At 50.6% G+C, this 25250-nt stretch carries 25 protein-coding genes and 1 pseudogene; 7 read left to right on the top strand and 19 right to left on the bottom strand.

Translation table 11 applies throughout. From position 1 onward, the window contains the following. Nucleotides 1-58: 58 nt before the first annotated feature. The 3 genes from OGV71_RS16905 to pspE form a co-directional block, all read right to left on the bottom strand. Nucleotides 59-1120, bottom strand: a complete 1062-nt coding sequence (locus OGV71_RS16905; RefSeq protein WP_286533687.1) for a YcjF family protein — start codon at nt 1118-1120, stop codon at nt 59-61. Then, a complete protein-coding gene (locus OGV71_RS16900) occupies nt 1117-2514 on the bottom strand; it encodes a YcjX family GTP-binding protein (RefSeq protein ID WP_003020444.1) in 1398 nt (465 codons plus the stop codon). Before OGV71_RS16900 ends, OGV71_RS16905 begins: the two co-directional genes overlap by 4 nt. Before the next feature lie 142 nt (nt 2515-2656). Beyond that, complete coding sequence (pspE, locus tag OGV71_RS16895; protein WP_286533685.1) at nt 2657-2974, bottom strand: thiosulfate sulfurtransferase PspE; 318 nt, start codon at nt 2972-2974, stop codon at nt 2657-2659. A 228-nt stretch (nt 2975-3202) separates the two neighbouring features. On the opposite strand from pspE, the gene OGV71_RS16890 reads away from it, so the two are divergent. Next, nucleotides 3203-4213: a LacI family DNA-binding transcriptional regulator gene (locus tag OGV71_RS16890; RefSeq protein WP_003843961.1), complete on the top strand. Its 1011-nt coding sequence runs from the start codon at nt 3203-3205 to the stop codon at nt 4211-4213. Between the two features lie 32 nt (nt 4214-4245). On the opposite strand, the gene OGV71_RS16885 is transcribed toward OGV71_RS16890, so the two are convergent. The 15 genes from OGV71_RS16885 to pspA form a co-directional block, all read right to left on the bottom strand. Continuing rightward, the gene (locus OGV71_RS16885) at nt 4246-5151 is read right to left on the bottom strand and encodes an OmpG family monomeric porin (RefSeq protein WP_046670756.1); all 906 of its coding nucleotides are present in this window, start codon (nt 5149-5151) and stop codon (nt 4246-4248) included. Between the two features lie 64 nt (nt 5152-5215). Next, nucleotides 5216-6298 carry an ABC transporter ATP-binding protein gene (locus tag OGV71_RS16880; protein ID WP_044700116.1) on the bottom strand — a complete coding sequence of 361 codons (1083 nt, stop codon included), beginning with the start codon at nt 6296-6298 and terminating at the stop codon, nt 5216-5218. 10 nt (nt 6299-6308) lie between these two features. Continuing rightward, on the bottom strand, nt 6309-6977 hold the full coding sequence (gene pgmB / locus OGV71_RS16875) for a beta-phosphoglucomutase (RefSeq protein ID WP_286533683.1): 669 nt from the start codon (nt 6975-6977) through the stop codon (nt 6309-6311). Next, entirely contained in the window at nt 6974-9250 is a 2277-nt protein-coding gene (locus tag OGV71_RS16870; RefSeq protein WP_286533681.1) for a glycoside hydrolase family 65 protein, read from the bottom strand. The genes pgmB and OGV71_RS16870 overlap by 4 nt, the downstream gene beginning before the upstream one ends. Beyond that, nucleotides 9247-10302, bottom strand: coding sequence for a D-glucoside 3-dehydrogenase (ycjS, locus tag OGV71_RS16865; protein WP_044710888.1), 1056 nt, complete (start codon nt 10300-10302; stop codon nt 9247-9249). The genes OGV71_RS16870 and ycjS overlap by 4 nt, the downstream gene beginning before the upstream one ends. A gap of 10 nt (nt 10303-10312) precedes the next feature. Continuing rightward, nucleotides 10313-11101 carry a 3-dehydro-D-guloside 4-epimerase gene (ycjR, locus tag OGV71_RS16860; RefSeq protein WP_286533678.1) on the bottom strand — a complete coding sequence of 263 codons (789 nt, stop codon included), beginning with the start codon at nt 11099-11101 and terminating at the stop codon, nt 10313-10315. 16 nt (nt 11102-11117) lie between these two features. Continuing rightward, on the bottom strand, nt 11118-12170 hold the full coding sequence (ycjQ, locus tag OGV71_RS16855; RefSeq protein ID WP_257651164.1) for a D-guloside 3-dehydrogenase: 1053 nt from the start codon (nt 12168-12170) through the stop codon (nt 11118-11120). Nucleotides 12171-12197: 27 nt separating this feature from the next. Further along, entirely contained in the window at nt 12198-13040 is an 843-nt protein-coding gene (locus tag OGV71_RS16850) for a carbohydrate ABC transporter permease (RefSeq protein ID WP_003020474.1), read from the bottom strand. Further along, the gene (locus OGV71_RS16845) at nt 13027-13908 is read right to left on the bottom strand and encodes a carbohydrate ABC transporter permease (RefSeq protein WP_003840754.1); all 882 of its coding nucleotides are present in this window, start codon (nt 13906-13908) and stop codon (nt 13027-13029) included. The genes OGV71_RS16850 and OGV71_RS16845 overlap by 14 nt, the downstream gene beginning before the upstream one ends. 20 nt (nt 13909-13928) lie before the next feature. Further along, nucleotides 13929-15221 (bottom strand): ABC transporter substrate-binding protein, encoded by a 1293-nt coding sequence (locus OGV71_RS16840; protein ID WP_174500855.1) that lies wholly within the window; start codon nt 15219-15221, stop codon nt 13929-13931. Nucleotides 15222-15237: 16 nt separating this feature from the next. Then, nucleotides 15238-16944, bottom strand: a complete 1707-nt coding sequence (locus OGV71_RS16835) for a sugar phosphorylase (protein WP_286533675.1) — start codon at nt 16942-16944, stop codon at nt 15238-15240. 164 nt (nt 16945-17108) lie between these two features. After that, nucleotides 17109-17339 carry a phage shock protein PspD gene (pspD, locus tag OGV71_RS16830; RefSeq protein ID WP_003020493.1) on the bottom strand — a complete coding sequence of 77 codons (231 nt, stop codon included), beginning with the start codon at nt 17337-17339 and terminating at the stop codon, nt 17109-17111. Nucleotides 17340-17347: 8 nt separating this feature from the next. Beyond that, on the bottom strand, nt 17348-17707 hold the full coding sequence (pspC, locus tag OGV71_RS16825; protein ID WP_003020497.1) for an envelope stress response membrane protein PspC: 360 nt from the start codon (nt 17705-17707) through the stop codon (nt 17348-17350). Next, entirely contained in the window at nt 17707-17931 is a 225-nt protein-coding gene (gene pspB / locus OGV71_RS16820) for an envelope stress response membrane protein PspB (protein WP_003020509.1), read from the bottom strand. The genes pspC and pspB overlap by 1 nt, the downstream gene beginning before the upstream one ends. Nucleotides 17932-17985: 54 nt before the next feature. After that, complete coding sequence (gene pspA, locus OGV71_RS16815) at nt 17986-18654, bottom strand: phage shock protein PspA (RefSeq protein ID WP_071697414.1); 669 nt, start codon at nt 18652-18654, stop codon at nt 17986-17988. Between the two features lie 155 nt (nt 18655-18809). Between pspA and pspF the strand changes: the two genes are divergently transcribed. Both pspF and OGV71_RS16805 read left to right on the top strand, forming a co-directional pair. Next, entirely contained in the window at nt 18810-19799 is a 990-nt protein-coding gene (gene pspF / locus OGV71_RS16810; protein ID WP_176691736.1) for a phage shock protein operon transcriptional activator, read from the top strand. 44 nt (nt 19800-19843) lie between these two features. Continuing rightward, nucleotides 19844-20131, top strand: a pseudogene (locus OGV71_RS16805) (pentapeptide repeat-containing protein); the annotation flags it as partial. Nucleotides 20132-20139: 8 nt separating this feature from the next. Here the strand turns inward: OGV71_RS16805 and OGV71_RS16800 are convergent. After that, on the bottom strand, nt 20140-20463 hold the full coding sequence (locus OGV71_RS16800) for a hypothetical protein (RefSeq protein ID WP_003840736.1): 324 nt from the start codon (nt 20461-20463) through the stop codon (nt 20140-20142). A gap of 312 nt (nt 20464-20775) precedes the next feature. Between OGV71_RS16800 and sapA the strand changes: the two genes are divergently transcribed. From sapA to sapD, 4 genes are read left to right on the top strand one after another with little or no spacing between them, the layout of a single operon-like run. Then, nucleotides 20776-22419 carry an ABC transporter substrate-binding protein SapA gene (gene sapA, locus OGV71_RS16795; RefSeq protein ID WP_003840735.1) on the top strand — a complete coding sequence of 548 codons (1644 nt, stop codon included), beginning with the start codon at nt 20776-20778 and terminating at the stop codon, nt 22417-22419. Next, nucleotides 22416-23381: a peptide ABC transporter permease SapB gene (sapB, locus tag OGV71_RS16790; RefSeq protein WP_003020545.1), complete on the top strand. Its 966-nt coding sequence runs from the start codon at nt 22416-22418 to the stop codon at nt 23379-23381. Before sapA ends, sapB begins: the two co-directional genes overlap by 4 nt. Further along, on the top strand, nt 23368-24258 hold the full coding sequence (gene sapC / locus OGV71_RS16785; RefSeq protein ID WP_003020550.1) for a peptide ABC transporter permease SapC: 891 nt from the start codon (nt 23368-23370) through the stop codon (nt 24256-24258). Before sapB ends, sapC begins: the two co-directional genes overlap by 14 nt. Continuing rightward, the gene (gene sapD / locus OGV71_RS16780; protein ID WP_003020556.1) at nt 24258-25250 is read left to right on the top strand and encodes a peptide ABC transporter ATP-binding protein SapD; all 993 of its coding nucleotides are present in this window, start codon (nt 24258-24260) and stop codon (nt 25248-25250) included. The genes sapC and sapD overlap by 1 nt, the downstream gene beginning before the upstream one ends.

Below are 25250 nucleotides of genomic sequence, written 5' to 3'. Positions count from 1 at the left end.
CGAGCTGGAAAATTGGGCGCCGGAGCGTAAAGTTAAACGATCGGCGCCTGTTTTATAGCTAACTTTCGCGCGGAGATTTATTCTTTTGTAAGGTCTCTTTCACCTGACCAATCAGTTGGCGGCGGAAATCACCCAGCCGAGGCTTATCATCATCAATCCACGGTAGCGGTCGGCATAGTTCCATGGCTTTGATCCCCAGACGCGCCGTTAATAACCCCGCGCCAATGCCCTGAGCTGCACGTGTCGATAAGCGGGCGGCTAAATCCTGCGACATCCAGTCCATCCCTACTTCCCGCACCAGTTCACTGGTCCCGGCAAAAGCGATATTCAACAGCACCAGACGGAACAAACGCAGGCGGCTGTAATAACCCAGCTCAATGCCATACAGCGAAGCAATACGATTAATCAGCCGCAGATTGCGCCAGGCGATAAACGCCATATCCACCAGCGCCAGCGGGCTGACGGCAATCATCAACGTGGACTCTGCCGCTGAACGGCTAATCTCACGCCGGGCTTGCGCATCCAGCACCGGCTGCACCAGATGGGCGTATAGACTGACCACTTCGCGATCGTTCTGCGTTTCATGAATTGAGGCATACCAGCGCTGCAATGCCGGATGAGACTGATCGATGCCCGCCTGCTGCGCCAGCTTTTCACAGAATGCACGACCTTTTCCGGTTCCATGGCTGTGGAGTAGATCTCGCGCTTCATCACGTTCGTGCGCGCGCTGACGCAATCGCCATAGCCGACGCCATTCGGTCGCCACCGATCCAACCCCTGCACCGATAATCAATGCGCCTGCGGCACATCCTCCCAGCGCGACCCAGTCCTGAGTCTGCCAGGCATTCATAGTCCACTGCACACCCTGAGCGACAACGCTCACGCCAAACAGCGCCAGGCCACCCATCACCATCTTACGCCACAGACTGCGTTTAGGGCGAAGGGCCGCATCAATAACGGCTTCTGCCTGACCTTCGTCTTCCAGTGGTTCATCCACTGTCGCCGGAGAAAAAGTCTGCGCCTCCGTTTCGTTAAACATCTGCTGCGCTTTAAACGCCGTGTTTTGTTCCACGTCCAACGGACCTGAGAAATCGATACGCGGTTTTAACGGCTCGCTCATCGCAATTTATCTCCTATTAAAAACTCCAGCGCGGCATCAAGACGGATATGCGGTAAGGGCTTATCGACATCCATCACCTGCGGGCGAAACGCCTCAAACTGAAAGCCCTGGTTGTCCCAAAATGCCTGTCCAGGTAAACGCGCGGGCACTTCCCCCGGATAAACGGTTAGCGGTTCGCCATCGCTCAGACGATTACCACGCAGCGCGGGGATCTTTTCACCTTTCACATCGATCAGGCCGCTGGTGGTTGCCTGCACCGATGCCAGCCCCAGACAATCCATGCTGATACCTTCGAACGCAGCGTTTTGCCAGGCATCCTGAATTAACTGCTGCAATAGCGACACCATATTGGCGTGCTGATCGACGGTGACGTGGTCGGCTTTGGTGGCGGCAAACAGCAGTTTGTCGATCACCGGAGAAAACAGCCGACGAAACAGCGTGCGCTGTCCATAATGGAAACTTTGCATCAGTTGGGTCAGCGCCAGACGCATGTCGTTAAACGCCTGTGGCCCGCTGTTGAGCGGTTGCAGGCAATCGACCAGCACAATCTGACGATCAAAGCGCAGGAAGTGATTCTTATAAAATCCCTTCACGACTTTTTCACAGTAGTAATTAAACCTGTCGCGCAGCATGCCCGCATTGGTGTGTTTATCTGCCTGCGCCAGCTTCGATTCTCCCCAGGCATCAACGTCCGGCCACGGGAAGAATTGCAACGCAGGCGCGCCCGCCATATCTCCTGGCAGAACAAAACGGCCCGGCTGAATAAAGTGCAGTCCCTGCTGCTTGCATTGATGCAGATACTCCGTCCAGGCAGCAGCAATTTCCGCCAGACGGTTTTCGTCAGCAGGTGCCAGTGGATCCAGCCCGTGGCTTAACTGCCGCCATTTTGCCGACCATTCGCCACGCTGACCCTGTAATAATCCGGTCATTTGCCGCGACCAGCTCAAATAATCCTGGGCCAGCATCGGTAAATCGAGCAGCCACTCCCCCGGATAATCGACGATTTCCAGGTACAGCGTGGAGGTGTCTTTAAAGTGGCGCAGTAATGAGTCATTAGACTTGTAACGCAGCGCCAGACGAATTTCACTCACACCGCGCGTTGGTGTCGGCCAGGTCGGCGGAGAGCCATACAGCTGCGCCAGTCCTTCATCATAGGTAAAGCGCGGAATACCAAAGTCGCGTTGTGGAACTCGTTTCACGCCAAGCAGACGCTCTTCGCGCACGCAACTGAGCAACGGCAAACGCGCCCCGGCATGAATATTGAGTAACTGATTTACCATTGCGGTGATAAACGCCGTTTTACCGCTCCGGCTAAGTCCGGTGACAGCCAGGCGTAAATGCCGGTCTACGCCGCGATTAACCAGCGAATTGAATTCATTTTTAAGTCGCTTCATCGCCATCCCGTTTTGCTGAAGGAACCGAAGAAATTATAACAAACAGGAAGTAAAGATAGGGGTCAATTCTTACTTATCAACTACCTGAGCTGTATCAGGCGGCATTATTCTTACCGCCTGTAGCAGAATGAATGCGGGTGGTTTATTTATTCTCTACTTTAGGAAGCGCTATCTGATTGATGCCACCTTCGTTGGTCACCTGCGTGTAGCCCATTTCAGTCAGCATATCTTTCGCCTGCCCTGATTGACGCCCAGAGTTGCAATAGAGCTTCACGGTATCGCTCTTATCTGGAACTTCAGTTACGATACGCGCCTTGATTTCTTTTAACGGGATGTTGACAGCCCCCTGAATATGCTGCTGTTGGTACTGTTCAGGAACGCGAACATCAATCCAGTGCTCGGCAGCATAAACCGGCATGCCAATAACCAGTGCCAACGCTAATACGCTTTTCTTCAACATAATATCTTCCTGACTGATAGTTGGATTTAACCCCTACACTATACGCCAGTTCTTAAGAAAATATTGCGACCGCATTATCACCGTCCGCACCCGTGGACGATTGTTCCTCAGCACGCACATAGTGCGGTTAGCCTTTTGATTTTCCTACCCGCATTCCGAGATTGTTGTCATTCGCCACTTAACTCCATAATATGTCCGCCATTGACTCTCGGACGGAGCTTGGGATCTATGTCTCCTACCATTTATGATATTGCACGAGCCGCTGGTGTATCAAAATCCACGGTATCGCGCGTGCTTAATAAGCAAACCAACATCTCGCCGGAGGCGCTTGAAAAGGTGCTGCGCGCAATTGATGAGTTACAGTATCAGCCGAATAAACTTGCTCGCGCGCTTACCTCTTCCGGGTTTGATGCAATAATGGTGATATCCACCCGTTCTGCAAAAACAACTGCCGGTAATCCGTTTTTCTCTGAAGTATTGCATGCAATTACTGCCAAGGCTGAAGAAGTCGGTTTTGATGTCATATTGCAGACGTCGCGAAGCACCGAAGATGATTTACAAAAATGTGAGAGCAAAATTAAGCAGAAGTTGATCAAAGGGATCATTATGCTGAGCTCTCCTGCCGATGAATCATTTTTTGCTCGGTTGGATAAATACAACGTCCCGGTTGTGGTTATCGGGAAGGTTGAAGGTGACTACACTAATGTCTATTCTGTAGACACCGATAATTATCGCGACAGTATTACGCTGACAAATGCGCTGATTGAGAGTGGCCACCGTAATATTGCCTGTTTGCATGCACCGCTTGACGTTCATGTTTCTATCGATCGCGTTAACGGTTATAAAGCCAGCCTTCAGGCACATAACATTAAAATGCGCGATGAGTGGGTTATTGACGGGGGGTATACTCATGAAACCGCCCTACTTGCTTCTCGAAAATTACTTAGTCAGCAACCGTTACCCGATGCCGTATTTGCGACAGACAGCTTGAAGTTAATGAGTTTATATCGCGTAGCGGCCGAGAAAAATATTTCCATTCCAAAGCAACTTGCCGTTGTAGGCTATAGTAATGAGCTACTTTCTTTTATGCTCACACCAGTTCCTGGTGGAATTGATGTACCTACTCAGCAGTTGGGTGAACAAAGTTGTAATTTATTATTTAATCTGATTGCAGGTGAAAAAGGGTTACAGAATATCACGGTGAGCACGCAAATATCATTGGCGGACTCACTGGTGTAAAAACAGGGGCATAATAATGCCCCTGTTCATTTTTAGAATGCGTAGTTCACGCCTATGCCAGCATAATGGAACCTGTCGCTTTCACCTTCGTCATGATCTTCCCATTCATAAGCATACTCCAGAGACATTGATAAACCGTTCTGGAAATCATACGCATACAATAAACCGAGGCGATTGAAATCATGGCCTTCGCGTTCAGGATCATCCTGCCAGTCCCAGTTTGACCAGCGATCAAGCCCGATACGGGTATACGGCGTCAGGGTTGTATTGCCGAAGGACAGAGGCAGATAAGCCCGAATTTCCTGGGTTGAGAACTCACCATTATTACGCGAGTCCGCCAGATTAAAGCCGCGTTCAAGGTAATAGTTGACCGTTAATCCTACTGTTTCGTTAAACGTATAATTCAACCCGCTCTCACTTTCGACGCGGCTATCAGAGTAGCCGGTGGTGCTCAAATCATTAACGAATTGATACATCGCAAACCAGCCGCTAAAGCGCAGGTCATCAGTAAGTTTAACATCCCAATCTGGCTGCACTTTCCAGCGCTGCATATTAGCAGTGTCTTTTCCGGGTTCATTGACATAGTGATAACCGTAATTACGGAAGCCACCGGTCAGACCGAAATTAACATTTTCGCTTTCAAGGAATTGATAGCGGACTTCCAGTTCAGGGCGGTCAAACCATGTACCGCGCTTGCCCTCGCTGTAATCAACCGGTCCTTCCTGGTAATAGGCCAGCGATATTTTCCACGGCCCATTGGACGCATTAAAATAGACGGACGGCTCAGCCAGTCCATCCATATCTTCGCCCTGACCTTCAACGTTTTCTATTTCGTACATAGCACCGATATTAAAGTGCCAGTCATTCTTTTCAGCAGCCTGCGCGCAGGCCATTCCTGCGCTCATAATCAGCGCAGTCGCGGACAGTAGGGTTTTCATTATTATTCCTTGTTAAAATACTCGCAAAATGCCCCAAGGCTTGGGGGGGGATCCCCCCGAAATTTTATTGAATAGCAACTTCAGTTTCAGCATCAAAGAAATGGCATTTCGCCATATCAAAATGAATAGTGATATTTTCTCCTGCGTGATAATCATTCACTGCACCGGCACGGACCACCAACTCATGCCCCCCAACAATGGTATAAAGCATAAATTCAGCGCCAGTGAGTTCTGCAACGCTAATTTTTGCTGATACACTATTTTCATTATTAAGCTGCGGATGGATATCCTCAGGGCGAATACCCAGCGTGATCGCCTGATGTTCATAACCCTGCGTTTTTAATTGTGCTAATTTATTTTCTGGAATCGTTAATTTTAGTGTTTCAGTAACAAACTTATCACCGTCAATCGCGCCACGAATAAAGTTCATGGCCGGTGAGCCAATAAATCCTGCGACAAACATATTTGCTGGGTGGTTATAAACTGTTTTCGGCGCACCAACCTGCTGAACAATACCATCCTTCATAATCACAATACGCGTCGCCATCGTCATGGCTTCTGTTTGATCGTGGGTAACATATATCATGGTGGTATTGAGTTTCTGATGCAGCTTGCTGATTTCTGCCCGCATCTGTACGCGAAGTTTGGCATCGAGATTCGATAAGGGTTCATCCATCAGGAAGACCCCTGCCTCACGAACAATCGCACGCCCCAGTGCCACACGTTGACGCTGACCACCGGATAACGCACCCGGTTTACGTTGCAGATAATCGCGCAGGCCAAGGATTTGCGCCGCCCAGTTGACACGTTCCTCAATCACGGCAGGGGCAATTTTCTGCATTTTCAGGCCAAACGCCATGTTGTCATAGACTGTCATGTGCGGGTACAACGCGTAGTTCTGAAAGACCATCGCAATGTTGCGCGATTTCGCCGGCACATCGTTCATCCGTTTACCGTCAATCAGCAGATCGCCACCGCTGATCTCCTCCAGACCGGCGATCATGCGCAACGTCGTTGACTTCCCACAGCCTGAAGGGCCAACAAAAACAATAAACTCTTTGTCTTCAATTTCCAGATTGAAGTCTTTAACGACGTGTACCTGGTTGTCGTAAATTTTTTGAATGTGTTGCAACGAAAGCTGTGCCATGTTGAATCCTTTACTTGTCGTGTTGCCAGAGAGCCGATAAGCACGGCCACGTCAGAAATTCGGTTGAAGGAAGTTGCAAGCTTGCTCCGTTCAGCCCCGTACCAATGCCAACAGAGAGCATGCCGCAGGCGTTGATCGCATCAATACCCGCCTGAGCATCTTCTATGCCAATACACTGCTGTGGGTCAGCGCCAAGGCCCGCACAGGCTGCCAGAAAAATCTCCGGATCCGGTTTCGAGCGAGAAATTAGCGCGGCATCCGCACAGAAATCAAAATAAGATTTAAGATCAATCGCTTGTAAAATCGCAGGGGCATTGAGCGACACAGAGGCCAGCCCCACCGGAATCCGCTCTTCCCGCAACGTCATCAGCAGCTCACGTATTCCCGGCAATACCGAGTTCACCGTCAACTGGCGCAAAGAATGGACATACAGTCTGTTTTTTCTCTCGGCCAATTGTGCGCAAACCTCAGGTGTAAACTCCCCCGCTTTCCCGCCATATTGCAAAATACGCTGTAGCGATTCGCCGCGACTAATCCCTTTCAGGCTGTCATTAAATGCCTCGTCAATCGCAATCCCTATTTCACCGGCTACCTGCCGCCAGGCGAGAAAATGCAAATGTGCAGTGTCGGTAATCACGCCATCTAAATCAAAAATGATGGCCTGTGGTTTGAGGATCATTCATCATCCCCTTTCGTGGAAGCGGTCCCATAAGTGGGCGAAATAATGGCGTCATTGCAGATAACTATCTCCCCCTGAACAGAGATCTTTTCCCCTTTTACCCAAAGAGTAATCTGCTCGGCGCTGTTAATGCGGATTTCAGTTGCATTGATGGTTACCTGCAAATCGATACCCTGCCAGCGCAGTGGGAAAGACAGTGTTTGCCAATGTTCCGGTAATGCAGGGGCAAGATGTAACTCCCCATGGCGAACATTCACTCCGGCAAATCCCTGGATAGCGCCCAACCAGATTGCGCCCGTTGCCGCCGCATGAATACCATCATCGCAGCTGTGCGGGTCATCCCCGAGATCGATTAGCGAACCTTCGCGCCAAAACCGATATCCCTGAGCCGAATCACCACAACGCGCAGCCACAATCCCGTGAATCGCCTTACTCAAAGAGGAGTCGTGAATCGTACGTGGCTCGTAATAACGCAGGTTAGCCAGACAGGTTTGCGGGCTAAATTGCTCCGGCAACATGTAGGTCAGCATCACGACATCAGCCTGTTTAAGAATTTGCATCTCATTGACTTCTGCACGGGAGTAATCGAGCAAAATGGTCTGCTTGCCCGCTTTGGCTTTGTACTGCGACAGATCGATAACCGGTTTGTTCAGGAAGGTATCATCCTGAGGAAGCACGCCATCGGGCTGCACTTCCGGTCGCCAGAGATACTGTAAAAAATGCTCTGCGCGATGAATAAACGTGCCATCGCCACAGCCCAACCGACGGGCAAAACCCAGCGCCTGCTCTACGTTGTACCAGGCCATGTAGTTGGTGAACGCATTGTTGTTCACATGCTCAGTGTATTCATCCGGGCCAATCACATCGTGGATCTCTAAACGATCGTTGACCATGACAGCCCTGCTAATCCAGAACTTCGCCGTTTCCAGCAGCAGCGTCATGCCCTCACGGGTCATGAAGTTTAGATCCCCTGTGGCATGCCAGTAATTGATTACCGCCCAGGCAACATCCGCCACGAGGTGATGTTCAGCCTGTGCGGAGGCCACTTTTTGTCGCAGCCCGGTACGGATGTTGATCGCCGCGAATTCAGGCGTTTCCTCATCACCGCTGCGAGCGCTTTCCCACGGGAACAGCGCGCCCTGCCAACCGTTACGGCGGGCTTTCTCACGCGCGCCCGGCAAATTATGCCAGCGGTAACGCAATAGACTTCTCGCGGTTTTCGGTTCGGTAAACAAGTGAAACGGTAACAAAAAGACCTCAGTATCCCAGAAGATGTGGCCTTTATACCCTTCACCCGTCAGACCTTTGGCCGCAATACTGCTGCGCTCATCATGGTCTGGGGTCATCACACGCAGATGATAGAGCGCATAGTCCAGCGCGCGCTGATCGCTAATATCAGAGCTGGTAACCTGAACGCGACGAGTTTGCCACCAGGCATGCCAGTTGGCGCTCGACTCAACCAACAGAGCGTCATATCCCTGTTGCGCGCATGCTTCAATGTTACGCAGCGACTGGCGTCCCCAGGTCTCAAGCGACAGGTTGCGTTCGCTCGTCCAGTCAACCCAACTCATTTTCGTCAGCGTGACACGCTGCCCGGCTTGCGCCTGCACGGTGTTGTGTTGTAACAACCGACGTTCTTTCGCGGTGAAGCAGCGCTGCGCTGTGCCGTCGACGTCACAATATGAAGTGATCGCGATATCGTTGCGATTGTCCTGGGTTGTGTAGATGCCCTGCAGAAGATGTTGACCAAATACTCTAATCTGTGTTTCATCCAGATGCTGACGACCATGATTGGTGATCGTGGCATCAATACCGGTTGAGATACCAATGCTGGCATCGGCATCCAGCGGCGTTACGACCACTTCCATAGCAAACAGCAGCAGCTTCTGTGCCGAGACAAATCGCCGACTCTCAATAGCGAAACGTGCCCCGCCAGGTGCACGCCAGATAAGCGCACGACGCAATTCCCCGCTGGCAAAATCCAGCTCGCGATGCCAGCTTTCAATCACGCCGCTGGTTAGCGAGAAAATCTCGCCATTAAGCGTGATCTCCACTCCGACTACATCAGGTAGATTAACCAGTTCATTAATTTCGCCTTTACCCGCACGGTGATACAACCCAGCCAGATACATGCCGCGAGTCTGTAAGGTGTAAGCTTCCTCGTGGCTGGCGCGAATTCCCATATACCCGTTACCGGTCGTCATGAGTGACGCATATTTATTCAGGCTATGTGGGCAAAAAGCCGGTTCAGTTAGCATTACTGGCTTCGTCATAAGTCTACGTAGGTCCCTGTTTCAGCCGATTGGTACAGTGCGGCAACCAGTTGTTGAATAACGACGCCCTGCTCTGCGTCAGCAATAGTGACAGGCTCGCCCTGGACATGGTTAACGAAGGCTTCCATGCTACGATAATGACGGTTGTCATCAGCCATCTCGCGCGCAAGCAGCACGTCAAGCGTACCATCACGGTCGGTGTAAACCTGGGCCGGGAATAACGTCGCCCCCGCCAAATCGCCGCAGAAATTAACGTTCATAATCGATTGTTCAGGAATATTCAGCGCGAAAGAGGTTTCCAGGCGCAGGATACCGCCGTTATGAAATTCAATCGTGCCGAACAAAGAATCCTCCACGGTATATGTGGTGGGATCCCATTTCCCAAACTGACCGCTGTTTTTAAGCGTGCCAATGCGCTGATAGCTGTGCGCGTTAACACGCTTTACCGCCGGGAACCCCAGCACATACATGGCGGCATCAAGCATATGAATACCAAGATCAATCAGCGGCCCGCCGCCCTGCAGTTCTTTGTTGGTAAACACTCCCCAGCCGGGCACGCCGCAGCGGCGCAAAGCGCGGACATTGGTGACATAGATTTCACCCAGAATACCGGCCATCACCTGCTCACGAAGCAGTTGCGTATCCAGCGCAAAACGATGATGAAAATCATAAGCCAGTACTTTTCCCACCCGACGCGCCGTTTTACACATTTCCAACGCCTCGTCTGGCGTCATTGCCGGAGGTTTCTCGCACATCACATGGCATCCAGCGTTCAATGCCAACATGGTGTGTTCATAATGAAAGCGATTGGGCGAGCAGATGCTGACGATATCTGGCTTAGCTTCGCGTAACATCGTTTGCGGATCGTCCCAAACCTGCGGATTACCGTATTTTTCTGCAAACAACCGCGCCTGTGACAGGCGGCTGTCGCAGACAGCCACCAGTTCCAGATCGTTGCGGGTGCAGTAGTACGAAGCATGAACTTTATCCGCCACCTGCCCGGCGCCAATAATGGCGACACGTAACGGAGCGCTTGTCAGTGCACTTTTCACGGAAATCCTCTTAGCAAGTACGCAGCCAGGCCAGTGACTGACGATACGCTTCCGGCAGATTCTCTGCTCGCACGCGCCCTTCGTACACAACGTAGCCCTGATAATTATCTTCACGTAACTGGTCAAACAGTGCAGTGAAATCCAGCGTACCGCTTCCCGGCTGATAACGATGGTTATCCGCAATATGGACGTGACCCAGCAGATCGCGATTGTCGTGCAGCGCCTGTGCCATATCGTCTTCTTCGATATTCATATGGTAAAAATCACCAATGATTTGCACATGCTTCAGATTATTTTCCACGATATAGCGACGGGCATCCGCCAGGGTGTTGATCATATGATCCTGATAGCGGTTGAGCGGCTCCAGATACACCACCGTACCCGTACGATGGGCAACTTTATCAAGATAAATCAATGAATCACTGATAGCTTTACGATCGCCTTCCTGGCTACGCGGAGAGGTCATCGGCGGTAGGCGGAAGGTAAACATGCCCCATGCAGCAGGTACAATAATGCCTTGTCCGCCGACTTCGGCCAGCGCTTCGAGAATGCGGGTAATCTGTTGTAACCCTTTCAAACGACGCTCTTCGATAAAATCACCGATCCAACCGTCATATCCTCCACAGGCAGTGGTAACAGGCAAACCTGTTTCTTTGATCGCCGCTTTTACTTCATCAAGGTTATTGACCAGCAACTTACCGTCAATTTCAAAACCATCAAACCCCATCTCTTTGATGTAACGGAATTTCTCGAGAATATTTTCCGGGAAAAAAGCCTGATTCTGTGTTCCAATTTTCATCTTCTGCATTCCTTAATTAAAACGTCACGCCCATTTTGATGCTTTTTTCCGGATGGCGATCGACATACTGCATATAGCTCTCCGGGCTGTTGGCGAAAGTCACTACCGGGTCAATGAGTTCTTCACAGTCCAGGTAACCGTTCATCAACAGTTCCCAACAGGTTTCCTCGATGCGCTTGCGGCTCCAGCGCGGATAATCTGGATTAGGTTCACTACCAGCACGTGAGAAGACAATTTTGGCATTGTTGAAGTGCGCTTCACGCCCCAGGTTGAAACCTTCAGCAAAAGGTTTCGCGAAAGCGACATAGGAAATGGTTCCACCATAGGCCAGACCGCGTAACGCCGACTGCAGCGCATCTGCATAGCCGCTGGTTTCGATGATCACATCTGCGCCCTGCTTACCGGTCAGCTTCTTAATTTCCATGCCTACATCGGTGCCAATCGGATTCAGGCAGAAATCCGCGCCATGGCGACGCGCGATATCGCAGCGATGGGCAATAGGATCGACGCCGATGACCACTGAGGCTCCCGCTTTCTTAGCCAGTTGCACGGCAATCTGGCCAATTGCGCCTAAGCCCACGACGACCACAAAGTCACCGACGCGCACATTGGCGTCGCGCACACCGCTCATGGCGAACTGTGCCGGGTCATAGCACACGGCATTTTTCCACGAACTGCCTTCAGGCATTTTGCGTAGTTTGTAGTTGTTCACCGCATTAAAAATAACCGTTTCTGCCAGAGGACCGTATCCGCAAACTGAATCGCCAACGGCGTATTCGGTCACATCGCTGCCACACTCAATAACATCGCCCACCACCATATTGCCAAGCTGGAATTTACCGAATTCGATTCCGCGTGGAGCCCCTTCCGGACGCGGCATAAACATTTGCCATTCACCGTTAAAATCTTCGTCAATAAACGGGCTGGCAGCACGAAAATCGACCACTTCTGTGCCATGTTTCGGCGCACCAAAGCGAACGCGAACTTTAACTTCATTGGCCGATACCGCTCTGTCTTCATATTCCACCAACGCTGCAACGCGCGGTTCTGTGGCAACTAACTTCTTCATTTACAACTCCTTAATTAAACTGGCCGCTTAGCCTTTCACGCCGCCTGCGGTCAAACCACTTTTAATAAAACGTTCGGAAAGCGCATACATAATGACCACCGGTAATGCGGTGACTAACGATGCGGCCATCATGCGTCCCCAGATGTAGTCAGGCGTACTGAACAGCGCGTTCAGACCGACCGGTAAGGTAAAATTGCTGGCGCTGGAAAGGAAAATCGAGGCAAACAGATAGTCATTCCACGCCACCATAAAGCAGTACACAAAGACCGAAACCAGACCAGACATTGCCAACGGCACGGTAATACGAAAGATGATCTGCAGACGGTTCAACCCATCCATCATCGCGGCTTCTTCGATCTCATCCGGAATGGTGTCGAAATAGCTTTTCAACATGAACACTGCGGTCGGCAGCGTCTGGGTGACCATAGTGATAATCAACGCCATTTCGGTGTCGTAGATGCCGAGTGCCGTAATGATCTTGAATAACGGCACCACCAGCAGGATCCCCGAAAACATATACACCGTGTAAAAACTGGCATTGATGGTCATTCGTCCCTTAAAACGCAGGCGGGAAAGCGCATACGCCCCGAGCACGCCCAGAAATACCGCCACCACCGAAGAAGTCACCGATACCACCAGGCTATTACGGAAGTAGTCAACAAACGGGAAAATCATCGGGTTGAAGATGTCGATGTAATGTTCCAGCGTCCATTGCTGCGGTAACAGCGTCGGATGCAGCGAAATCGCCTCTTTTGCGCTTTTAAATGAGGTCATCAGCATCACAAAAAATGGAAATAGCGTGATACCCAGGAAGACAATTAATCCACAGTAAAAGCCGATGCGGCCAAGCGTGCGCTTATTTGTTGCCATTGAGGTTCACCCGTTTTCTGGTCAGCAGGATAACAGCGAAAATGATGACGAAGAGGACGACAGAGATCGCGGCCGCTTTGCCTAAGTCATTAAATGCAAACGCTGTTTTATAGAGATAGACCCCGAGAATATCGACTTTAGTGGTCAGCAGATAAACATCGGCGAACATATAAAACATCCAGATCGTACGCAGTGTGACTACGGTCGCCAGTACCGGCATGATCGCTGGCAGCGTGACGATGCGAAACCGTTGCCAGGCGTTCGCGCCATCCATTTCTGCCGCCTCATACAACGATTTATCAATAGTCTGTAAAATCGCCAGAAACGAGATAAAGGCATAGGGGAAGTAGCGCCAGATGGCGAACAACACGACCAGCGCGAAGCTGCTACCGGGATTGTCGAACCACAGCGGAGCCTGATCGTAGAGATGCAACAGATCCACGCCGAGGTAGTTCACAATGCCGTAGCCGTTGTTGAACATGTATTTCCAGGCAAACACCAGCGAAATTGATGGCGTTACGTAAGAGAGGATGACCAGTGAGCGCGCCGTTTTCCGCAGACGAAACTCACGGTTAAAAAACATCGCCACTCCCAGCCCCAGCACCGTGCTCCCTGCCACAACCAGCGCGGTATACCAGACCGTCATCCACAGCGAATGCCAGAATCCGGGATCGGATAAGATACGGATATAGTTGCTCAGCCCGACAAACGTAGACTCAATTTGCGGATTAAGCGGCAAACGCATAAAGCTGATTTCGATGTTAGATATCATCGGCCACGCCACTAAACCGCCCAATAACAGCAAGCTGGGCGCCAGCAGCAGCATGGCAAATGGCATATCAGATCGACCTGAAAAGAACTTATTCATCACGGCTTTCCATTTCCCCATTAGCGCTGTTCAACGAGGTCATCCAGTTTTGTCTGGCTTGCCTTGATGGTCGATGAAAGGTCAGCTTTTCCTACCGTGACGTTGTGCACCATGGTACTCACGATGCCGGAGCCGGTTACGTCGCCCATGCGGGTAAAGTTCTTATCACCGACGGCGCCAAAGACCTGAATATTTGGCAGTTCGGCAATCAGTTGATCGGGTAATTCACCCAGCGCTTTGATAACAGCGTTATCTTTCCACGTCGAAGTATTCACCACCGCTTTGTTGACCGGCAGCGCCGCCCCTGGCGACATCATGACCCAGTCCGCAATGTTGTCTGCCTGCTCCATAAAGGTGACAAATTTCTCTGCCGCTTCTGTTTCTTCGGTTTTTTGACCTGCGGTAATGGTCAGCGACGTCAGCATGCCGTAAACAGCGGAATTTTTTTCCGTCGGCACCATAAAGCCAACATTATTAGGATCGCCCTCTTTGATCACCGCCGGGAGGATATAGGTGGAATAAATCGCCATTGGCGCCGTGCCGTTCATGAAAGCATCTTTGACTTCCATGATGTCGTTCGAGCCAGGCATAGTGTTCATGGCAAGTTGGCGGTAATACTGCAACGCCTGCGCCATTTCAGGTGTGTCGAGCGTAATCTTTCCCTGCGCATCAAAAACATTGGCCTGGTTAGAGAGCGCAAACTGGGAGAATGACTGTTCGGTCAAAACGCTTTCTGCCGTCGGCAGCGCAATGCCGTATTTCTTACTGCCAGGATTGTTGAGCTTCTGCGCCACGTTTAGCAATTGCTGCCAGTCTTTTGGCTCTTCCAGTCCGGCTTTTGCCAGCACATCTTTGCGGTACCAGATCCCGCCAATCCAGGCGCTGACCGGAACCCCGGTCCATGCACTACCGTCTTCAGTGCGTACAATACGCAGGACGCCATCATAAAAAGTACCCTCACCTACGCCGTTGATGACCTGCGCTACCGCTTTACGGTCAATGAGGGATTCTTTATCCATAACTTTCGCGTAGTCATGGCTGGTTTCGATAACTTCAGGTAGTGAACCGCTGCGCGCCAGAGTGATGACCTTGGTGTTGTAAGCATCTTCTTCCACAGGAACCTGTTTGACGCTGATGCCCGGGTTTTCTTTTTCAAAACGCTCAATCAGTTTTGCAATGACCGCCTGCCGCTCCTGCTCAACAGAAGAGTGCATAAATTCAATCGCGACAGAGGACTTTTTATCATCCTTACACCCAGAAACCAGGGCGCAGGAAACCAGTGCTGAAATCAGCACAATTTTAGCTTTAAGCATGAAATGTTCCTTTTTATTACTTAACCCACATAACCTGCCAGGCGTACAACGTTAATTCCTTACCGGAAATAGCTTTACCGCCAATCAAATCAACTCCATTTTCAATATCAATACGAATGGTTTGAGTATGACCGCTGACATTAAATAACCCGGTAATTTTCTCACCTGTTTCCGCCGTACGTTTAATTTGCATTACGGCCGGTGTAATACTGTTAATTTGAAAATCACTATCAGGATGAAATGCTTTATTATTACGACGTATTACAATTAGTCGGGAAAACTCATGATAAATAGCGTGACGTAAACTGGTTTCATCTGCCAGCTCCGCTTCTATTTGTCTCACCTGATATTTTTTGCGGTTGATCGCGCGGTTATAACCGAACGTCTCAACACCTTTATAATCATTGCGTGAGCCAAGTATGCTTTGAATGTAAACCGCCGGCACGCCTGGAAAACTCAGCAAAATGGCATGTGCGAGAATAAAGCGAGAAAACCGTTCGGCATCGCTACAATTACTAGGGGTTAGCGCATCCATATATGTCACGTTAATTTCATACGGACTGCGACTGCCATCAGGGTTATTTTTCCAGTTAACCAGCGCACCTTCCTGTTGTAGTTCTGTCACCAGCCGCATGATCTCGTCTTCAGGCAACAAACCGCGTAATGGGTTGAGACCAATGCCATCATGCGATGCGAGAAAATTAAACCAGGTTGTCTCACCAGACGGCAGCTCCAGTGATTGCGCCCACTGGCACAATATCGACGTGTCCTGGCGTTGTACCGCATGCAGCACCAGCGGCGGCAGCGAGAACTGGTACACCATATGCGCTTCATCATGGCCATTACCGTAGTAGGACACGTTATCCTTATGCGGGACGTTGGTTTCGGTAATAATCGCCGTACCAGGCGCCGCGCAGTCCGCAATAGCGCGGAATAGTTTGATAAGCTGATGCGTTTTTTCCAGATGAATACAGCTCGTTCCAGGCTCTTTCCACATAAAGCCAACCGCATCCAGGCGAACATAATCTGCGCCCTGCTCAAGATAGCTCAGCAGCACATCGACCATCGCCAGTAACACCACCGGGTTGGCATAGTTGAGATCGATCTGGTCATCGCTGAACGTCGTCCATAAATGGCGCACGGTGTTATCTTTTAGCGTAAATGGTGTCAGTAACGGTAATGCGCGTGGACGTGTGACGTTGCTCAGGTCCGTATCAGGATCCATTGCAATAAAGAAATTTTCATAACCGTCAAGCTGTTGCAAATAATTATTAAACCACTCGCTTTTAGCTGACATATGGTTACAAACAAAATCAAACATCAGTCGACTGGACTCACCTAATTCCTTAATATCATTCCAGTCACCGGTTTCTTCGGCAACCTGATGGTAATTAATCACGGAAAAACCATCATCCGATGACCACGGATAAAATGGCAGAAGATGCACATGAGAAAATGTCGACTTAAACCATTCATTATAAAACTGATTAAACGTCGACAACGGTTTTTTACCAACCCCGTGGAATTGATCGGCGTAGGTAATAAGCACCACATCGCCCTCATCCCAATGCGCTTTACGGATTTTTTTAATTAATCCCTGTGATTTCTCTAAACGTGCAAACAGCGCTTCATAGTGGCATGAAGTAAATGTATGACCATAAACTTCTGTCAGGCATTTTTGGATTTTTTGGTTCACCTTCGATTCTCGTGGTAGCGGTCCCATGAACCAGAAGACTACTCTGCGGAAAATAAGCTGTCAATTAGCTGAGGTGGTCTGGAGGGGGGTAAAAAAAGAATTTTGGCAGCCAAAAAATCGTATTTGTGAGCTGCCGCAAATTAACTGAGGGAATGTTGATTAATTGTTGCTTGCTTTTACTGATTCAAATATCAGGTTCGATTACCGGAATATCGTTTCGACAATTTTGCCGCAGCCCGACTCAACACAGGTTCCAGAACCAACGCCAGCAGCATTTTTAGCGGGCGTCGGGCGACGGATTTCACCGCCCACCCTGCTACCCCCGCCGGGCCGTAGCGAAGCGCCGTTAAAAGCACCAGCTTACCTGCTATTTTAAAGCCCGGCTTAACCCTTTGCCCGGCACGTTGCCAGCGATTGTTCATTTCTAACCTCACAATTGGCGGAAACGACTACGTAAGGAAAAAGTATCGGACGTCACATAACGTTCCATTTCACGCAAACGCTTTTCACTAGCCGCCAGCTCGCGATCGACGGCATCCAACAGCTCACCGCTTGATGGCTGCTGCTCGCCGGAAACCACATTATCCGGCATCGGATCCAATACAAACGTCAGCACGATGTAAGCGACGAAGGTGAAAAAGGCCAGACCAAAAAAGACTGACAGCACCACCAGGATCCGTACCAGCTTCACAGGCACATCGAGATAATGCGCAATACCCGCACAAACCCCCTTCACCATGCCCTGCTGCGGAATACGCCACAGTTTTTTGTTCAGATTAACGCCTCCCATTAGCGGTCCCTCCAGTTTGGATGTTCAGCATCAAGGATGTCTTCCAGCGCCTGAATGCGCTCACGCATCCGCTGTGCGTCATCGTTGAGTTCGACCAGACGTTGCTGTTCACTTTGCGACAGTTCGCCACGACTGGAACGGTTGCTGTAATGCAGCCAGAGCCAAATCGGTAAAACAAACAGCACAAAGATGGTTAACGGGATAGCCAGAAATAGCGCGCTCATGAGTACTCCTTACAGGTGATGAGCGGCGGCGCGATCGGGCACCGCCAGATGTTATTATTGCTTGTCTTGCTGCATTTTGGCTTTAAGTTGCGCCAGCTGCTCGCTGATTTCATCATCTGCTTTCAGGTCAGCAAATTGCTGATCCAGGGACTTCTGTTTACCGAAATTATGGCTTTCAGCCTCAGCTTCCATCTGATCGATACGACGCTCGAAAGATTCAAAGCGCGCCATCGCTTCATCAAGTTTACCGCTGTCCAGTTGACGACGAACATCACGTGAAGAACTCGCTGCCTGATGACGTAGCATCAGCGCCTGCTGACGAGCACGGGTTTCACTGAGTTTATTTTCCAGCTCACCAATCTCTTTTTTCATACGCGCCAGCGTATCGTCAACCAGCGTGACTTCATGCTCCAGAGAGGTAATCAGGTCAGTCAATTTCTGTTTTTCGATTAACGCAGAACGCGCCAAATCTTCTTTCTCTTTGCGCAGCGCCAGCTCAGCTTTTTCTTGCCACTCTGCCTGTTGCGCGCTGGCCTGTTCGATACGACGAGATAATTGTTTCTTTTCTGCCAGAGCGCGTGCGGAGTTTGAACGCACCTCAACCAGCGTATCTTCCATTTCCTGGATCATTAACCGCACCAGCTTCTGCGGATCTTCAGCCTTTTCCAGCAACGCATTAATGTTGGCGTTCACGATGTCGGCAAAACGAGAAAAAATACCCATAATGTAATCCTCACTTACTGTTCTGATATCGGGCTATGCCCTGCTGATTTCGTAATGCACTTGGCGTGCCAACTTTTTATCCCATTGATTTTAATAATTATATCTAATTTTACCTGGCGAGAGAATTAGGGTAAATTGGTGAATAACACTAACAAATGGTGAATTTCATCATGGCAGGATACAAAGATAATCTTCTGGGTGAAGCAAACAGCTTTATTGAAGTGCTGGAGCAGGTTTCTCATCTGGCACCGCTGGATAAGCCTGTCCTGGTTATCGGTGAGCGAGGTACTGGGAAAGAGCTTATTGCCAACCGCCTGCACTATCTGTCCACCCGTTGGCAAGGCCCGTTTATTTCGCTTAACTGCGCAGCACTCAACGAGAACTTGCTTGATTCCGAACTGTTTGGTCACGAAGCAGGTGCCTTTACCGGGGCGCAAAAACGCCATCCAGGGCGTTTCGAACGCGCCGACGGCGGTACGCTGTTTCTTGATGAACTGGCAACCGCCCCAATGCTGGTGCAGGAAAAACTGCTGCGCGTTATTGAATATGGAGAGCTGGAACGTGTTGGCGGCAGCCAGCCGTTGCAGGTTAACGTACGACTTGTTTGTGCAACCAATGCCGACTTACCTCGCATGGTCAACGAAGGTACTTTTCGCGCGGACCTGCTGGATCGTCTGGCCTTTGACGTAGTGCAACTCCCACCGTTACGCGAACGCCAAAGCGACATAATGTTAATGGCCGAGCATTTTGCCATTCAGATGTGCCGCGAGATCGGGTTACCACTGTTTCCAGGGTTTAGTGCCGAAGCCAGAGAAACGCTCCTCCACTACCGTTGGCCGGGCAATATTCGTGAACTGAAAAACGTCGTGGAGCGATCCGTTTATCGACATGGGACCAGTGATTACCCGCTGGATGAGATAATCATTGACCCCTTCCGCCGCCATGTCGTGGAATCTCAGGTGCAGGAAGCAAAACCAGCATCTGTAGCATTACCGCTGGATCTGCGTGAATTCCAGCAGCAACAAGAGAAAGACTTTCTACAAACCAGTTTACTGCTGGCTAAATTTAACCAGAAAAAAGCCGCTGAATTACTGGGTCTGACTTATCATCAGCTACGAGCCTTGCTGAAGAAGCACCAGATCTAGCACGCATTTGCAAGTGTCATACTGGCGGGTTTGACGCATAACCTCATCTAAGCTACGCCAATTTTTCGAAAGTCGTGTTGGAAAAGTGTGAGCTGCGGGAGAACCGCTGGATGGGGACTCAGGTACTGGGTGCGACATTCAGTGGCTCAGATCTCTCCGGCGGCGAGTTTTCTACTTTCGACTGGCAAGCAGCAAACTTCGCACATTGCGATCTGACCAATTCGGAGTTAGGTGACTTAGATATTCGGGGTGTTGATTTACAAGGCGTTAAGTTAGACAACTACCAGGCATCGTTGCTCATGGAGCGGCTTGGTATCGCTGTGATTGGTTAGCCCAGCGTTTACACCGGGAGATGCGTTTGACGATTTACTTTTAACCAGTACGACTCCTGGCAAGCATTGTGAAACGTTTTCTCCAGTGGACGAATATCCTGACCTGCCGCATCAACGACATGCCATCTAATGCTGCATTCTGGACATGCATTTGATGAATATTTAACCAATTCATTTTCGCGAGAACAACGAATAACCACTCCCGAATCATGAAGCCATGTCTTATTTATAATCTCAACTTCAGCCATGTCATCCCGTTTACTGACATCCTCAATACAAATAACATTTTTGCCTATTTTTATAGCATTGACATAATCCGCTAAGTTGCTCATTTATTAAATATTCCCGTTGATTCGTACACTAACGCATTGTAATCGCTTACGCATTTTGTCACAGCGAGGAAACCGTAACAAATTACGCCAACTGTCCACATCCTGCACCGCGTTTATAGCAAGTCAGATGGGGCATGAAAATGCTAAGATAGTTAATAGAGTATCTTCAAAGTGGATAGCAGGTATGAATTTTGACCATGCCGCGATATTGAATTCGCGGTTATCACTCTTGCAACCCCCAACACAAACGGTAATGGCAAATGTCATTAAGTATTAGTAAGATAGCCACTTTATATATAACCCTTTAAAATTATGCGCCTGGTTTTATCATCTCTGATCGTGATGGCTGGATTTCTGAGTGGTCAGGCTGCTGCTGCGCCTGAGCAAGCTTCGCACGCTGATATCCGTGACAGTGGGTTTGTCTATTGCGTCAGCGGGCAGGTCAATACGTTCAACCCGCAAAAAACGAGCAGTGGTCTCATCGTCGACACGTTAGCGGCCCAATTGTATGACCGACTGCTTGATGTAGATCCCTACACCTATCGACTGGTGCCTGAGCTGGCTGAAAGCTGGGAGGTGCTGGATAACGGCGCAACCTACCGCTTCCATCTGCGTCGTGACGTACAGTTTCAGAAGACTGCCTGGTTCACTCCCACCCGCAAACTGAATGCAGACGATGTGGTGTTTACCTTCGAGCGCATCTTTGATCGCCACCATCCGTGGCACAATGTGAACGGCAGCAATTTCCCCTACTTCGACAGCCTGCAGTTCGCCGATAACGTCCAAAGTGTGCGCAAACTGGACAACAACACCGTTGAATTCCGCTTAACTCAACCTGATGCCTCCTTTATGTGGCATCTTGCCACACACTATGCCTCCGTAATGTCGGCGGAATATGCGGCTAACCTGGCAAAACAGGATCGTCAGGAACTGCTCGACAGACAACCTGTCGGCACAGGACCGTACCAACTTTCGGAGAATCGTGCCGGCCAATATATTCGGTTGCAGCGGCATGAAAAATTCTGGCGTGGCACTCCTCTGATGCCGCAGGTGGTAGTGGACCTCGGTTCTGGCGGAACCGGACGGTTATCAAAGTTACTGACCGGCGAATGTGACGTTTTAGCCTGGCCTGCCGCCAGCCAGCTCAGCATATTGCGTGATGACCCTCGCCTGCGTCTGACGCTGCGCCCGGGGATGAACATTGCCTATCTGGCGTTCAACACCAATAAACCGCCGTTGAATAACCCTGCCGTGCGGCATGCGCTGGCGCTAGCGATCAACAACCAACGGTTAATGCAGTCTATCTACTACGGGACGGCAGAAACCGCGGCATCTATTTTGCCTCGCGCCTCGTGGGCTTATGATAACGAAGCTAAAATTACAGAGTACAACCCGGCAAAATCGCGCGAGCAGTTAAAAGCACTGGGGCTGGAGAATCTGACGTTACAACTTTGGGTCCCTACCAGCTCTCAGGCCTGGAACCCCAGTCCGCTGAAAACCGCAGAGCTGATTCAGGCAGATATGGCTCAGGTGGGTGTGAAAGTGAAGATCATCCCGGTAGAAGGCCGTTTTCAGGAGGCAAGATTAATGGATATGAACCATGATCTGACGTTATCCGGCTGGGCGACGGACAGTAACGATCCTGACAGTTTTTTCCGGCCGTTGCTCAGCTGTGCCGCCATCAATTCACAGACCAACTTTGCCCACTGGTGTAATCCGCAGTTTGACAGCATTCTGCGCAAAGCCCTCTCTTCGCAGCAGCTTTCATCGCGAATTGATGCCTATGACGAAGCGCAAAATATTCTTGCGCAAGAGTTACCGATCCTGCCGCTGGCCTCTTCACTGCGTCTACAGGCTTACCGCTACGACATCAAAGGGCTGGTGCTCAGTCCGTTCGGCAATTCCTCTTTTGCCGGGGTATCCCGGGAAAAGAAAGATGAGGTGAAAAAACCATGATTATCTTCACCCTGCGTCGATTTTTGCTGCTACTGGTCACCCTGTTCTTCCTGACTTTTATTGGATTCAGCCTGAGCTATTTCACACCTCATGCGCCGTTACAGGGAGCATCGTTGTGGAACGCCTGGGTATTCTGGTTCAATGGTCTCATTCACTGGGATTTCGGCGTATCCAGTATCAACGGTCAGTTGATCTCAGAACAGCTGAAAGAGGTGTTCCCGGCCACAATGGAACTGTGCATTCTTGCCTTTGGTTTTGCACTAATGGTCGGGATCCCCGTTGGTATGCTGGCAGGTATCACGCGCAACAAATGGCAGGATCGTTGCATCAGCGCATTGGCTCTGATGGGGTTTTCTATCCCCGTTTTTTGGCTGGCTCTGCTGCTGACATTGCTCTTCTCACTGACCCTCGGCTGGTTACCCGTTTCCGGGCGTTTTGATCTTCTCTACGAGGTGAAACCCGTTACCGGTTTTGCCATTATTGATGCGTGGATCTCCGATTCACCCTGGCGCGATGAAATGCTGGTCAGCGCTATCCGTCATATGGTGCTCCCGGTGCTAACGCTCTCCGTTGCGCCCACCACCGAAGTCATTCGCCTGATGCGTATCAGCACCATTGAGGTCTTTGATCAGAACTACGTCAAAGCGGCGGCCACACGCGGTTTGTCACGCTTAACGATTCTGCGCCGTCACGTTCTGCACAACGCCCTCCCGCCGGTGATCCCACGCCTGGGCTTACAGTTTTCCACCATGCTGACGCTGGCGATGATCACCGAGATGGTCTTTAGCTGGCCTGGTCTTGGCCGTTGGTTGATTAACGCGATTCGCCAGCAGGATTACGCGGCGATTTCAGCGGGCGTTATGGTGATTGGCTCACTGGTTATCATCGTCAACGTTATCTCTGATATTTTGGGTGCTATGGCTAACCCTCTGAAACATAAGGAATGGTATGCCTTACGATAGCGTCTATAGCGAAAAACGCCCGCCAGGTACGTTGCGCACCGCATGGCGCAATTTCTATGGTGATGCAACTGCGATGATCGGCCTGTACGGCTGCGCGGGATTGGCTGTTTTGTGTATTTTTGGTGGTTGGTTTGCCCCTTACGGCATCGATCAGCAATTTCTCGGCTATCAGCTTTTACCGCCGTCATGGTCACGCTATGGCGAAGTCTCTTTCTTCCTCGGAACTGACGATCTGGGACGAGACGTTTTAAGTCGTCTGCTCAGCGGCGCGGCCCCGACCGTTGGAGGCGCGTTTGTCGTCACTCTTGCCGCCACACTGTGTGGCCTTGTATTGGGCGTAGTTGCCGGTGCGACGCACGGCTTGCGCTCCGCAGTGCTGAACCACATTCTGGACACCCTGCTGTCGATCCCTTCTCTGCTGCTGGCGATTATTGTGGTGGCCTTTGCCGGACCGCATCTGACACACGCCATGTTTGCGGTCTGGCTGGCGTTGCTGCCGCGCATGGTGCGCTCCGTTTACAGCATGGTGCATGACGAGCTGGAGAAAGAATACGTCATTGCCGCTCGCCTGGATGGTGCAACCACACTGAATATTCTGTGGTTTGCCGTTCTGCCGAATATTACCGCCGGTCTGATTACTGAAATCACCCGCGCACTGTCGATGGCGATTCTGGATATCGCCGCGCTGGGTTTTCTCGACCTTGGCGCACAGCTGCCATCCCCGGAATGGGGGGCCATGCTCGGTGACGCGCTGGAGCTGATTTATGTCGCACCGTGGACGGTCATGCTGCCAGGCGCAGCAATTATGATAAGCGTGCTGCTGGTTAACCTACTGGGTGACGGCGTGCGCCGCGCAATTATTGCGGGGGTGGAATAATGCCATTACTGGATATCCGCAACCTGACGATTGAATTCAGAACCGGTGACGACTGGGTTAAGGCAGTTGATCGCGTCAGCATGACCCTCAACGAGGGTGAAATCCGCGGGCTGGTCGGCGAGTCGGGTTCCGGCAAAAGTCTGATCGCTAAGGCCATTTGCGGCGTCGCTAAAGATAACTGGCGCGTAACCGCAGACCGTATGCGTTTTGATGATATCGATCTGCTACGCCTTTCCGCGCGTGAACGACGCAAACTGGTCGGTCATAACGTCTCCATGATCTTTCAGGAGCCACAGTCATGTCTCGATCCGTCTGAGCGGATCGGACGGCAGCTAATGCAAAATATTCCTGCCTGGACTTACAAGGGCCGCTGGTGGCAACGCATCGGCTGGCGCAAACGCCGTGCGATTGAACTCTTACACCGCGTCGGGATAAAAGACCATAAAGATGCCATGCGCAGCTTCCCGTATGAGCTAACCGACGGCGAATGCCAGAAGGTCATGATCGCTATCGCATTGGCGAATCAGCCGCGTTTGCTGATTGCCGATGAACCGACGAACGCGATGGAGCCAACCACCCAGGCGCAAATTTTCCGTCTGCTAACCCGTCTGAATCAAAACAGCAATACCACCATTTTGTTGATAAGCCATGACCTGCAAATGCTCAGCCAGTGGGCTGACAAAATCAACGTGATGTACTGCGGACAAACGGTGGAAACCGCGCCAAGTAAAGATTTGGTGACCATTCCGCATCATCCTTATACTCAAGCGTTGATTCGCGCTATTCCTGATTTTGGTAGCGCAATGCCGCACAAAAGCCGCCTGAATACCATGCCAGGAGCAATTCCATTGCTGGAACAATTACCCATCGGCTGTCGTCTGGGGCCGCGCTGCCCTTATGCACAACGCGAATGTATTGAAACCCCAAGACTGACCGGAGCAAAGAATCATCTCTACGCCTGTCATTTCCCGCTGAACATGGAGAGAGAGTGA

The organism is Citrobacter sp. Cf088 (assembly GCF_030334295.1).
Classification (GTDB): domain Bacteria; phylum Pseudomonadota; class Gammaproteobacteria; order Enterobacterales; family Enterobacteriaceae; genus Citrobacter; species Citrobacter freundii.
The sequence above is the reverse complement of the archived record's forward strand: the minus strand, read 5'-3'. Positions and strand labels throughout refer to the sequence as shown.

What these genes read in the sequence shown, in the direction of transcription:
- OGV71_RS16900 (WP_003020444.1), bottom strand. Translation starts at nt 2,514, where the DNA reads ATGAAGCGACTTAAAAATGAATTCAATTCGCTGGTTAATCGCGGCGTA.
- pgmB (WP_286533683.1), bottom strand. Translation starts at nt 6,977, where the DNA reads ATGATCCTCAAACCACAGGCCATCATTTTTGATTTAGATGGCGTGATT.
- OGV71_RS16880 (WP_044700116.1), bottom strand. Translation starts at nt 6,298, where the DNA reads ATGGCACAGCTTTCGTTGCAACACATTCAAAAAATTTACGACAACCAG.
- sapD (WP_003020556.1), top strand. Translation starts at nt 24,258, where the DNA reads ATGCCATTACTGGATATCCGCAACCTGACGATTGAATTCAGAACCGGT.
- OGV71_RS16800 (WP_003840736.1), bottom strand. Translation starts at nt 20,463, where the DNA reads ATGAGCAACTTAGCGGATTATGTCAATGCTATAAAAATAGGCAAAAAT.
- sapA (WP_003840735.1), top strand. Translation starts at nt 20,776, where the DNA reads ATGCGCCTGGTTTTATCATCTCTGATCGTGATGGCTGGATTTCTGAGT.
- pspF (WP_176691736.1), top strand. Translation starts at nt 18,810, where the DNA reads ATGGTGAATTTCATCATGGCAGGATACAAAGATAATCTTCTGGGTGAA.
- OGV71_RS16890 (WP_003843961.1), top strand. Translation starts at nt 3,203, where the DNA reads ATGTCTCCTACCATTTATGATATTGCACGAGCCGCTGGTGTATCAAAA.
- OGV71_RS16835 (WP_286533675.1), bottom strand. Translation starts at nt 16,944, where the DNA reads ATGGGACCGCTACCACGAGAATCGAAGGTGAACCAAAAAATCCAAAAA.
- pspE (WP_286533685.1), bottom strand. Translation starts at nt 2,974, where the DNA reads ATGTTGAAGAAAAGCGTATTAGCGTTGGCACTGGTTATTGGCATGCCG.
- OGV71_RS16850 (WP_003020474.1), bottom strand. Translation starts at nt 13,040, where the DNA reads ATGGCAACAAATAAGCGCACGCTTGGCCGCATCGGCTTTTACTGTGGA.
- pspB (WP_003020509.1), bottom strand. Translation starts at nt 17,931, where the DNA reads ATGAGCGCGCTATTTCTGGCTATCCCGTTAACCATCTTTGTGCTGTTT.
- OGV71_RS16885 (WP_046670756.1), bottom strand. Translation starts at nt 5,151, where the DNA reads ATGAAAACCCTACTGTCCGCGACTGCGCTGATTATGAGCGCAGGAATG.
- ycjQ (WP_257651164.1), bottom strand. Translation starts at nt 12,170, where the DNA reads ATGAAGAAGTTAGTTGCCACAGAACCGCGCGTTGCAGCGTTGGTGGAA.
- OGV71_RS16840 (WP_174500855.1), bottom strand. Translation starts at nt 15,221, where the DNA reads ATGCTTAAAGCTAAAATTGTGCTGATTTCAGCACTGGTTTCCTGCGCC.
- OGV71_RS16905 (WP_286533687.1), bottom strand. Translation starts at nt 1,120, where the DNA reads ATGAGCGAGCCGTTAAAACCGCGTATCGATTTCTCAGGTCCGTTGGAC.
- OGV71_RS16845 (WP_003840754.1), bottom strand. Translation starts at nt 13,908, where the DNA reads ATGAATAAGTTCTTTTCAGGTCGATCTGATATGCCATTTGCCATGCTG.
- ycjR (WP_286533678.1), bottom strand. Translation starts at nt 11,101, where the DNA reads ATGAAAATTGGAACACAGAATCAGGCTTTTTTCCCGGAAAATATTCTC.
- sapB (WP_003020545.1), top strand. Translation starts at nt 22,416, where the DNA reads ATGATTATCTTCACCCTGCGTCGATTTTTGCTGCTACTGGTCACCCTG.
- pspA (WP_071697414.1), bottom strand. Translation starts at nt 18,654, where the DNA reads ATGGGTATTTTTTCTCGTTTTGCCGACATCGTGAACGCCAACATTAAT.
- sapC (WP_003020550.1), top strand. Translation starts at nt 23,368, where the DNA reads ATGCCTTACGATAGCGTCTATAGCGAAAAACGCCCGCCAGGTACGTTG.
- pspD (WP_003020493.1), bottom strand. Translation starts at nt 17,339, where the DNA reads ATGAACAATCGCTGGCAACGTGCCGGGCAAAGGGTTAAGCCGGGCTTT.
- pspC (WP_003020497.1), bottom strand. Translation starts at nt 17,707, where the DNA reads ATGGGAGGCGTTAATCTGAACAAAAAACTGTGGCGTATTCCGCAGCAG.
- OGV71_RS16870 (WP_286533681.1), bottom strand. Translation starts at nt 9,250, where the DNA reads ATGACGAAGCCAGTAATGCTAACTGAACCGGCTTTTTGCCCACATAGC.